The organism is Kitasatospora sp. NPDC057518 (assembly GCF_042802075.1).
GTDB lineage: Bacteria > Actinomycetota > Actinomycetes > Streptomycetales > Streptomycetaceae > Kitasatospora.
In genome coordinates this window covers 1-9,951 of sequence record NZ_JBHVEU010000326.1, presented here as the reverse complement: position 1 = coordinate 9,951, position 9,951 = coordinate 1, and the positions used below count along the sequence as shown (strand labels likewise).

Sequence of the window (9,951 nt, the reverse complement as noted above, 5' to 3'; positions counted from 1 at the left end):
CCGACGGACGCCGGCACCGTCGTGTGCGCGGGTCGGTACGCGGGTCCGCGGGTGGGTCCGTCCACGGGTCCGTACGCGGGTCCGTGCGTGGGTCCGTGCGTGGCGACCGCCGGCGGGAGGGGACGGAACCCCCGTCCCACCAGCGCGTATTGACCGGGCCGCCGGTCGCTCCGAATAATCGGCGGGACCGGGCACGGCGGTACGCCGCGCCGCGGTACACCGCATCGGGGGAGCGACCGTGATCGAACAGCCTCAGCACACCGGACTCGCCGCACTCGCGGAGGAGTTCTTCGACGCCGAGAACACCCACAACCCGTTCGACGCGACCCTCAGCGGGGTCGAGGGCTACGCCCACCTGGTGCCCGACCCGTCCCGCGCGGCCGCGCACCGCCACCGCGAGGCCCTGCTGGGCTTCACCGCCCGGCTGGCCGCGGTCCCGCTGGACTCGCTGACCGGCGAGGACCGGATCACCCACCGGGTGCTCGCCCGGCTGCTCGCCAACGGCATCGGCCAGATCACCCACGGGCTGGCCGAGTTCAGCGTCTCGGCGACCATCGTCGCCCCGCAGAACGAGGCCTTCACCGCGCTCGCCATGACCTCGATCGACCAGGAGGGCGCCGACGCCTACCTGGAACGCCTCGCCGCGCTGCCCGACTACTTCGACGCCGTCCTGCGCCGCACCCTGGACGCCGCCGCCGAGGGCCGCCACCCGCTGCGCAGCGGGGTCGACGCCGCCGTCGCCCAGCTGGAGGCCCACCTGGCGACCGCCCCGGCCGAGGACAAGCTGCTGCGGCCGCTGGCCGGCCGCCCGGAGTCCGAGCGCGCCCTGGCGATCGTGCGCGACGCCGTCCGCCCCGCGGTGGCCCGCTTCCTGGCCGGGCTGGCCCAGCGGCTGGCACCGGGCGCCCGGCCGGACGACAAGCCCGGGGTCTGCCACGTGCCGGGCGGCGCCGAGGGCTACGCGGACGCCGTCGCCCGCTTCACCCGGCCCGGGCTCACCCCGGAGGAGGTGCACCGGATCGGTCTGGAGGCCGTCGCGGCGCTGCGCGAGGAGTTCGCCGAGCTGGGCGGCAAGGTGCTGGGCATCACCGACCCGGCCGCCGTGCTGACCGCGCTGCGCGAGGACCGCTCGCTGCGCTTCGGCAGCGCGGCCGAGATCGTCGCCCTGGCGGACGGGGCGCTGGACCGGGCCCGCCGCGCCGCCCCGGACTGGTTCCGCCCGTACCCGATCGCCGACTGCGTGACCAGGGAGATCGACCCGATCGAGGCGGAGACCGCGCCGCTGGCCTACTACCAGCCGCCGGGCCCGGGCGGACTGCCCGGCACCCACTGGATCAACACGCTGCGCCCGGAGACCCGGTTCAGCTACGAGTACGAGGCGATCGCCTTCCACGAGAGCGTTCCCGGCCACCACCTCCAGCTCGCCGTCGCGCAGACCCTGCACCACCTGCCGCGGTTCCGGCGGAACCCGAGCGGCCAGCTGACCGCCCACGTCGAGGGCTGGGGCCTGTACACCGAGCGGCTCGCGGACGAGATGGGGCTGTACGGCTCGGAGCTGTCCCGGTTCGGGATGCTCTCGCTGGACGCGATGCGGGCGGTCCGGCTGGTGGTGGACACCGGGATGCACCACTACGGCTGGTCCCGGGAGCGGGCGAAGGCCTACATGCGGGCCAACACCGCGACCCCCGAGGCCAACGTCCGCAACGAGATCGACCGCTACATCGCCTGGCCGGGCCAGGCCACCGCCTACCTGATCGGCCGCCGGGAGATCGTGCGGCACCGCGAGCGGGCCGAGGCGGCGCTCGGCGCCCGGTTCGACGTCCGGGAGTTCCACCACCGGCTGATCGGGCACGGCAGCCTGCCGCTGGGGGTGCTGGAGGAGCTGGTGACGGACTGGATCGCGGAGCAGTAGGCCGGCGGTCCTCCGACCCGGGGAGCGGTCACTCGACCGGGCTCAACGGCCCAGCACCGCACCGCCGTTGAGCCCGATCACCTGACCGGTCAGGTACCCGGCGGCCGGCGAGGCCAGGTAGGCGACCGCCTCGGCCACGTCGGCCGGGGTGCCCGCCCGGCCGACCAGGGTGTCGGCCACCTTCCGCGCGTGGAACTCCTCGCTCCAGCCCGCCCCGAAGATCTCGGTGGACTCGACGTACCCGGGCGCGAGCACGTTCACCGTGATCCCGTCCGGCCCCAACTGCCGCGCCAGGCCGAAGGCCCAGCCGTGCAGCGCGGCCTTGGCCGCGGCGTACGAGCCCGCCGAGTGCGGGCCCGCGCCGCCGCGCTGGGCCGCGGCCGAACTGATCACCACCAGCCGGCCGCCGGGCCGCCGCAGCGCGTCCTGGAGCGCGGTGGTCAGCAGCACGGCGGTGAGCAGATTGCCGTCCAGGTCCCGCCGCCAGGCGGCGGCCAGCGCGGCCAGACCGTCATCGGCGGGCGGGGTGACGATCGCGCCCGCGTTGTTCACCAGCACGTCCACCGGCCCGAGCCCGGCGATCCGGGCCGCCGCCGCCTCGACCGCCGCCGGGTCGGTCAGATCGGCCGCCACCGGCACGACGCGCCCCGGCCCGGCGGTCCGCTCGATCTCCTCCCGGGCCTGCTCCAGCACCGCCGCCCGGCGGCCGACGACCACCACCCGGTGCCCGTCCCCGACCAGCCGCGCCGCGATCGCCCGGCCGATCCCGGTCCCGCCCCCGGACACCACCGCGAGCCGCTCCACCGTCGTCACTCCGCCCCCTCGGGCTTCGGCCCGTACGCGCCGGGCGCTGCTCGGCAGGCTCCCCGGTCACCTGCCGGCACCGGGGGCCTGGTCGTCCACGTCATGATCAGACCGCCGAGGGCCTTCGCCCCCCGGCCCCGGCGGACCGCTCCGGAGCCCGGCGCCGGCGGCACGCTCGTCCGGACCGGTCAGACCACCGGCGGGACGACCGGCAGGTTGCGCTTGTGCTCGGTGCGGCGGTAGTGGCCGAGGACCGTGCGGAAGACCTCCTCGCTGACCGGCATGCCCTCCAGGAAGTCGTCCAGGGCGTCGTAGCTGACACCGAGGGCGTCCTCGTCGGGGCGGCCGGGGGAAAGGTCCTCCAGGTCGGCGGTCGGGACCTTCTTGACCAGCTCGGCGGGCGCGCCCAGCGCCTCGGCGACCGCCCGCACCTGGCGCTTGGTGAGGCCGGACAGCGGCATCACGTCGGCCGCGCCGTCCCCGAACTTGGTGAAGAAGCCGACCGCGGCCTCGGCCGCGTGGTCGGTGCCGACGACCAGCCCGCCCTTGGCGCCCGCCGCCGCGTACTGGACCACCATCCGCTGGCGGGCCTTGACGTTGCCGCCGACGAAGTCCTCGTGGCCGTGGTCGCCGTAGGTCAGGCCGGCCGCCTTCAGGGCGGCGAGCGCGCCGTCGGTGGCGGGCTTGACGTCGACGGTCAGCACCTCGTCGGCGCGGATGAAGCCGAGCGCGAGCTGGGCGTCCGCCTCGTCCGCCTGGACGCCGTACGGCAGCCGCATGGCGGTGAAGGTCACCTGGTGCCCCTCGGCCCGCAGCCGCTCGACGGCGAGCTGGCACAGGCGCCCGGCGGTGGTGGAGTCGACGCCGCCGCTGATGCCGAGCACCAGGCTGCGCGCGCCGGTGGCCCGCACCTGGCCGACCAGGAACTCCACCCGCCGCTCGGCCTCCTTCGCGGGGTCCGGCACGGGGACGACCCCGAGGGCACGGGCGATCTCCCGCTGGACGTCGGCGGGCAGGGGCTCGGTCATTCCGACTCCTCGGGACGGTGGGTACGTGACGCGATCACGAGGATACGACCACCCACGACGCGGCCGTCACGGGCGGGGGGCCTCCCCCGGTTCCGCCTGCGCGTCCGTGTCCGCCGGTGCCGCCTGCGCACCCGCCTCCGCCGCTCCTTCGGGCCCGTCCGGCTTCCGCAGCGAGACCGGCCGCTCCGGCCCCGGCGCCGGGTGCGACAGGATGTCGAGCACCACCCGGCCGTCCACCGTCTCCTGGGCGACCAGCAGCGCCGCCAGCTCGTCCAGGTGGTGCCGGTGTTCGGTGAGCAGGGCGACGGCCCGCCGCTCGGCGCCGCGCAGCAGGCGGGCCACCGCCTCGTCCACGGCGCGCTGGGTCTGCTCGGAGTACGGGCGGCGCAGCAGGTCCTCGGGGTTGTCGCCAAGGTAGTGCGGGGTGCCGCTGGAGTAGCCGACCGGGCCGAGTTCCGGGGAGAGGCCGAACTCGCGGACCATCCGGGTGGCGACCGAGGTGGCGTTGGCGAGGTCGTTCGCGGCGCCGGTGGAGCCCTCGCCGAAGACCACCAGCTCCGCCGCCCGGCCGCCGAGCTGGACGGTGATCAGGTCGACCAGGTAGGCCTCGCTGTACAAGTGCCGTTCGGCCTCGGGCAGCTGCTCGGTGGCGCCCAGGGCGACGCCGGCCGGGAGGATCGTCACCTTGGCGACCGGGTCGGCGTGCTCGCACAGCGCGGCGACCAGCGCGTGTCCGGACTCGTGCACCGCGACGGCGTGCCGCTCGTCGGGCAGCAGCGCGTTGGAGGACTCCCGGCGGCCGAGCAGCACCCGGTCGCGGGCGGTGTCGAGGTCGTCGGCGGTGAGGGTGGCCCGGTCGGCGCGCACGGCGTTGATGGCGGCCTCGTTGACCAGGTTGGCGAGGTCGGCGCCGGAGAAGCCGGGGGTGCTGCGGGCGAGCCGCCCGAGGTCGACGTCCGGGGCCAGGGTCTTGCCGCGGGCGTGCACGGCGAGGATGGCGGCCCGCTCGGCCTGGTTGGGCAGCGGGACGGTGACCTGCCGGTCGAAGCGGCCGGGGCGCAGCAGGGCCGGGTCGAGGGCGTCCGGGCGGTTGGTGGCGGCGATGACGACGATGCCGGTGCTCTGGTCGAAGCCGTCCATCTCGGCGAGCAGCTGGTTCAGGGTCTGCTCGCGCTCGTCGTTGCCGCCGAGCCGGGTGCCGCCCGCCCGGCGCCCGCCGACGGCGTCGATCTCGTCGATGAAGATGATCGACGGCGCGCGCTTGCGGGCCTCGTCGAAGAGGTCGCGCACCCGGGAGGCGCCGACGCCGACGAACATCTCCACGAAGCCGGAGCCGGTCACCGAGAGGAAGGGCACCGAGGCCTCGCCGGCGACCGCCCGGGCGAGCAGGGTCTTGCCGGTGCCGGGCGGCCCGACCATGATCACCCCGCGCGGCCCCTTGGCCCCGGCGGCGGCGTACCGCTCCGGGCTGCGCAGGAAGTCGACCACCTCGCTGACCTCCTGTTTCACCCCCTCGTACCCCGCCACGTCGGCGAACCCGGTGTCCGGCCGCTCCGCCTCGATGATCTTGGCCCGGGACCGTCCGATGGCGCTCAGACCGCCGCCCAGCGAACGGGCGGCCATCCGGCCGGACCAGAGGAAGAGCCCGCCGAAGATCAGCAGCGGCAGGAACAGCAGCAGGGAGGACCAGATCGAGCCGCCGCCGCTGCTCCGGCTGCCGGTGACGGTCACGTGGTGGTCGGAGAGCGCGCTGCTGAGCTGGGAGGTGTCCAGGGCGGTCGGGATCTGACTGCTGAAGCGGGTGCCGTCCTTGAGCGTGCCGCTCACCGCGCCGGTGTCGCTGACGTCCACGGTCTGCACCTGGCCGGCGTCGACCCGGTTCACGAAGTCGGTGTAGCCGTAGCGGGTGCCGGGCTTGCCGGGGTTGGAGAAGAGCACCAGCAGGAGCAGCGTCACCAGTACGGCGACGGGCAGCAGCCAGCGGCGCCACGAGGGCGGCGGGGGCTTGGCCGGGCCGCCGGGGCCGGGGCGCTGGTTCCGTGCCGGGCCGGGGCCCTGGCCCTGGCCCGGGCCCCGTGGTTGACCCCAGCCCTGCCTCGGGCCGGGGTCGGGGCCGGAGCCCGGCGGGGTCGTGGGGTGACGGGCGGCGCGCAGCCGGATTCGTGCGATCATCCACGCTCACCGCCTCTCGGGGGGCCGGACAGCCTCCGTCCCTCCATGGTCGGACTCTCCGCGCCCGGACGGGAGCCTGAAGGGGGTGGCAGCGGTCCACTCGGGGGAGAACGACCCACTCGACGCCACGGCCCGCAGCGCCGGATCGGGCTCGGGCGCCGGGCACGGGCGTCGGGAACGGGCGTCGGGCACGGCGTCGGACTCGGGAGGCGGACCCGGGCAAGCCGAAGGCCGGTCCGGTACGTGGGGTCGGGCCGTCGCGAACGGTTTGCGGAGGCCTGCCGGGCGCTTCCACCGCACCCGGCGAAGCCCGTCGTCCGGCCGCTCCTTCGGCTGCCCCTCCGGGCGCTCCTCCGGGTGCGCTCAAGGATCCTCGGGCCGTACGGAGTTGGCGATCGAGCCGCCCACCAGGACGATTCGCGACCTAGAGTAGCCGCATGGTCAACGAGGAACTGCCAGCGCCGCATAAGACGCCCGGGGCCGCCGTGGAACCCCGGGCCGGGGACAGCGACCGGGAGGCGGTGGCCGAACAGTTGCGGATCGCCGCCGGCGACGGCCGCATCGACCTCGGGGAATTGGAGGAGCGGCTCGACCGCACCTACGCCGCGCGGACGTACGGCGAACTCGACATCCTGGTGGCCGACCTCGGCGGCCGACTGGAGGCCCGGGAGGCGTCCGCGGCGGAGGAGGTCCTCACGCTCCGGCCCCGGATGAACAACATGGTGCAGAGCGGCCGCTGGTCCGTGCCCCGTCGGATCGTCGCGGAGACCAAGCTCTCGCTGCTCACGGTCGACTTCACCGAGGCCGTGTGCCCCCACCGGGAGATCACGGTCGAGGCATCGACCGGCATGGGCCACATCCGGCTGATCGTCCCGCGCGGCTGGGGCGTACGGATCGACCCGACGAGCACCAACACCGGAAACATCGTCAACAAGGCGGCCGAGCAGGCGGAGCCGGGCGCCCCGGTGCTGACCGTGATCGGCCACCCCCGGTCGGGGCCGATCAGGATCAAGCAGCGCCGCCGGGGCTGACGGGCCGCAGTCCGGGCCCGCGGCAGTCCTCCGTGCGGGCACGCCCGAGGCGGGCTCGGCGAGGGCTCAGTGCGGGCTCGGCGCGGCCTCCGCCGGGGCGGGTCAGGAGAAGTCGAGCGCGTCCGTCCGGGTCCGCTTGAGCTCGAAGAACTTCGGGTACCCGGCCAGCAGCCGCACACCGTCGAAGACCCGTACGGCGTCCTCGCCGCGCGGGATGGCGCTCAGCACCGGGCCGAAGAAGGCGACGCCGTCCACGTGGATGGTCGGCGTCCCGACCTCCTCGCCGACCGGGTCCATGCCCTCGTGGTGGCTCTTGCGCAGGGCCTCGTCGTACTCCGTGCTGTTCGCCGCCTCGGCCAGCTCCTCCGGCAGGCCCGCCGCCGCCAGCGCCTCCCGGATGACGGCGTCGTCGGCGGCCCGGTCCTGGTCGTGCAGCCGGGTGCCGAGCTCGGTGTACAGCTCGCGCAGCACCTGCGGGCCGTGCTGCTCGGCGGCGGCGATGCAGACCCGCACGGGGCCCCAGCCGGTGGTCATCAGGCGCTGGTAGCGCTCGGGCAGGTCGGTGCGGCCCTCGTTGAGGACGGACAGGCTCATCACCCGGAAGTTCAGGTCGAGTTCGCGCTGCTTCTCGACTTCCAGGATCCACCGGGAGGTTATCCAGGCGAAGGGGCAGACGGGGTCGAAGTAGAAGTCGACCTTGACGGTGTCGTTCCTGACGGTGTCGTCGTCGGCCCGGTGGCCGTTGCCGGGGTGCCGGTCGGGAAGCCGGGCGGCGAGCTGGTCGAGGTGGTGCTGGGCGGGCGCGGTGTTCGTCACGTCGTTGGTCACGCTGAGAAGACTAGTGACAGAGTGGCCCACTCTCCAGGGCCAATCGATGGCCATTCCAGTGGGCCACTTTCACTCCCGGCCGTCCGTCCCCGCACGCCCTACGCGCCCGGCACGGCCCGCACACCCTGCACGCCCTGCACGCCCCGCACGCCCCGCACGCCCCGCACGCCCCGCCGACCGCTCAGCCGCAGGTCGTCCCGTCCGCCGGCACCGTCCCGTCCAACAGGTAGGCGTCCACGGTCTGCTTCAGGCACGGGTTGCCGGTGTTGTAGCCGCCGTGCCCCTCGCCCTGCAGCGTGACGGTGACGCCGACGCCCGCGCCGAGCTGCTGCGCCATCGTACGGGCGCCCTCCACCGGGGTGGCCGGATCGCCGGTGGTGCCGACCACCAGGATCGGGGCGGCCCCCGGCGCCGACACCTCCGGGTGGGCGGCCTTGCCGGGGACGGGCCAACCGGTGCAGGCGGTCAGTCCCCAGGCGGTGTAGGACCCGAACACCGGGGAGGCGGCCTGGAACTGCGGCAACTGCTGCTGCACGTCCTGGTCCGAGTAGCGCTGCCGGGCGTCCACGCAACTGATCGCCCGGTTCGCGGCGTTCAGGTTGCTGTAGTGCCCCTGCGCGTCGCGCCCGTTCAGCGCGTCGGAGAGCTGGAGCAGCGTGTCGCCGGTCCCCTGGTCCATCGCCTGGGTGAGCCCGGCGGCCAGCACGGGCCAGGTCTCCTGGCTGTACAGGGCACCCGCGATGCCGGTGATCGCCAGGCTCTCGGTGAGCTGCCGCCCCTGGGTGGTCGGCAGCGGCGACTGCGCCAGTTTCTGCACCAGGGCGGTGACCTTCGCGGTGCCCTCGTCGCCGCCCGCGCCGGTCGGGCAGGCGGCCCCGACCTGGGCGGCGCAGGCCTTCATGAAGTCGTCGAGGGCGAGTTGGAAGCCCTGGGCCTGGCCGAGCGCGGCCTGCTGCGGGTCCTTGGTGGGGTCGACCACCGGGTCCAGCACCATCCGGCCGACCTGCTGCGGGAACAGGTGCGCGTAGACGCCGCCGAGCTGGGTGCCGTAGCTGATGCCGAAGTAGGAGAGCTTCGGGTCGCCCAGCACCTGCCGCATCAGGTCCATGTCGCGCGCGGCGCTCTCGGTGTCCACGTACGGCAGCACCGCGCCGGAGTTGTGCTCGCAGGCGGCGACGAAGCGGGCGTTGCCGTCGTCCAGGGCCTTCACCGCGTCGGGGGTGTCGGGGGTGCTGTCGGCGGCGGTGGCGGCGTCCATCGCCCGGTCGTCCAGGCACGTCACCCCGTCGCTGGCGCCGACCCCGCGCGGGTCGAAACTCACCAGGTCGTAGCGGGAGTTGAGGGAGGAGTAGGTCGCGGCCAGGGCCGGCAGGGTGGCCACGCCGGAGGCGCCGGGGCCGCCGAAGTTGAACAGCAGCGAGCCGATCCGGTGCTGCTCGTCCTTGGCCCGGCTGCGGATCAGCGCGAGACCGATCGTCGTGCCGTCCGGTTTGCCGTGGTCCAGCGGGGTCTTGAGGGTGGCGCACTGCCAGTCGGCGGCGGGCGCGGTGCCGTCGCCCTGGGCGCCGGTGGGGGCGGGGCAGGCGTGCCAGTCCAGCTGTTGGGCGGCCAGTCCGGTGGCGGTGCCGGTGGCTGCCGCCGTCCCGGTGGCCAGGGAGGTCGGGGAGGTCGGCGCGGGCTCGGCGGCGGAGGAGCCGTCGCCCTGGCAGCCGGTGGCCGCGGTGAGCAGCAGGACGGTCAGGCCGAGCGCTCCGGCGCCGCGGACGACGGTGTGCATGGGGCGGGTCCACCTCTCGGTCGGCCGGGCACCCCGGCGCGCGGTCTCGGGCCTGCCGGACACCCCGGCGCACGGCGGGAGGGCTCACGGCGGGGCGGCCGACGCCTGGCGGGCCTGCGTGCGCGCGGCACCCGGTTCGCCGACGCACCACAGACCCTAGGGGCCGGGGGCCGCCGATGCCCTGTGGAGACCCCCGGACGGGGGGCGTGCGCCGTACCGGCTGCCACCGGCCGAACGGGTGCCGGGCCGGTGGGCCGACGGGCTCCGGCTGACGGGCCGACGGGCTCGGACTGACGGGCTCGGCCCGGCTGCGGGGCCTCTCCGCGGCGGCGGGGCACATCTCTCTCCGCCCCCGGGCCCTGTCGCCGTTCCTGTCTCGACCCTGCCGATCGGCAGGGT

7 protein-coding genes are annotated in these 9,951 nt (G+C 75.1%); 2 read left to right on the top strand and 5 right to left on the bottom strand.

What is annotated here, in order from left to right:
- The first annotated feature begins 238 nt into the window (after positions 1 to 238).
- Positions 239 to 1,912 carry a DUF885 domain-containing protein gene (locus tag ACFU7Z_RS27975; RefSeq protein WP_380780419.1) on the top strand — a complete coding sequence of 558 codons (1,674 nt, stop codon included), beginning with the start codon at positions 239 to 241 and terminating at the stop codon, positions 1,910 to 1,912.
- 42 nt (positions 1,913 to 1,954) lie between these two features.
- Here ACFU7Z_RS27975 and ACFU7Z_RS27970 read toward each other — a convergent pair whose 3' ends face one another.
- From ACFU7Z_RS27970 to ftsH, 3 genes are all read right to left on the bottom strand, one after another.
- Positions 1,955 to 2,725 (bottom strand): SDR family NAD(P)-dependent oxidoreductase, encoded by a 771-nt coding sequence (locus ACFU7Z_RS27970; protein ID WP_380780416.1) that lies wholly within the window; start codon positions 2,723 to 2,725, stop codon positions 1,955 to 1,957.
- 179 nt (positions 2,726 to 2,904) lie between these two features.
- On the bottom strand, positions 2,905 to 3,744 hold the full coding sequence (gene nadE, locus ACFU7Z_RS27965; protein ID WP_380780414.1) for an ammonia-dependent NAD(+) synthetase: 840 nt from the start codon (positions 3,742 to 3,744) through the stop codon (positions 2,905 to 2,907).
- 66 nt (positions 3,745 to 3,810) lie between these two features.
- Positions 3,811 to 5,916 carry an ATP-dependent zinc metalloprotease FtsH gene (ftsH, locus tag ACFU7Z_RS27960; RefSeq protein WP_380780412.1) on the bottom strand — a complete coding sequence of 702 codons (2,106 nt, stop codon included), beginning with the start codon at positions 5,914 to 5,916 and terminating at the stop codon, positions 3,811 to 3,813.
- Positions 5,917 to 6,353: 437 nt separating this feature from the next.
- Here ftsH and ACFU7Z_RS27955 point away from each other — a divergent pair, with 437 nt between their 5' ends.
- Positions 6,354 to 6,947, top strand: a complete 594-nt coding sequence (locus ACFU7Z_RS27955) for a DUF1707 domain-containing protein (RefSeq protein ID WP_380780410.1) — start codon at positions 6,354 to 6,356, stop codon at positions 6,945 to 6,947.
- 102 nt (positions 6,948 to 7,049) lie between these two features.
- On the opposite strand, the gene ACFU7Z_RS27950 is transcribed toward ACFU7Z_RS27955, so the two are convergent.
- Both ACFU7Z_RS27950 and ACFU7Z_RS27945 read right to left on the bottom strand, forming a co-directional pair.
- Positions 7,050 to 7,775, bottom strand: coding sequence for a DsbA family protein (locus ACFU7Z_RS27950; protein ID WP_380780408.1), 726 nt, complete (start codon positions 7,773 to 7,775; stop codon positions 7,050 to 7,052).
- 181 nt (positions 7,776 to 7,956) lie between these two features.
- A complete protein-coding gene (locus ACFU7Z_RS27945) occupies positions 7,957 to 9,552 on the bottom strand; it encodes an alpha/beta hydrolase (RefSeq protein WP_380780406.1) in 1,596 nt (531 codons plus the stop codon).
- Between the last annotated feature and the right edge of the window lie 399 nt (positions 9,553 to 9,951).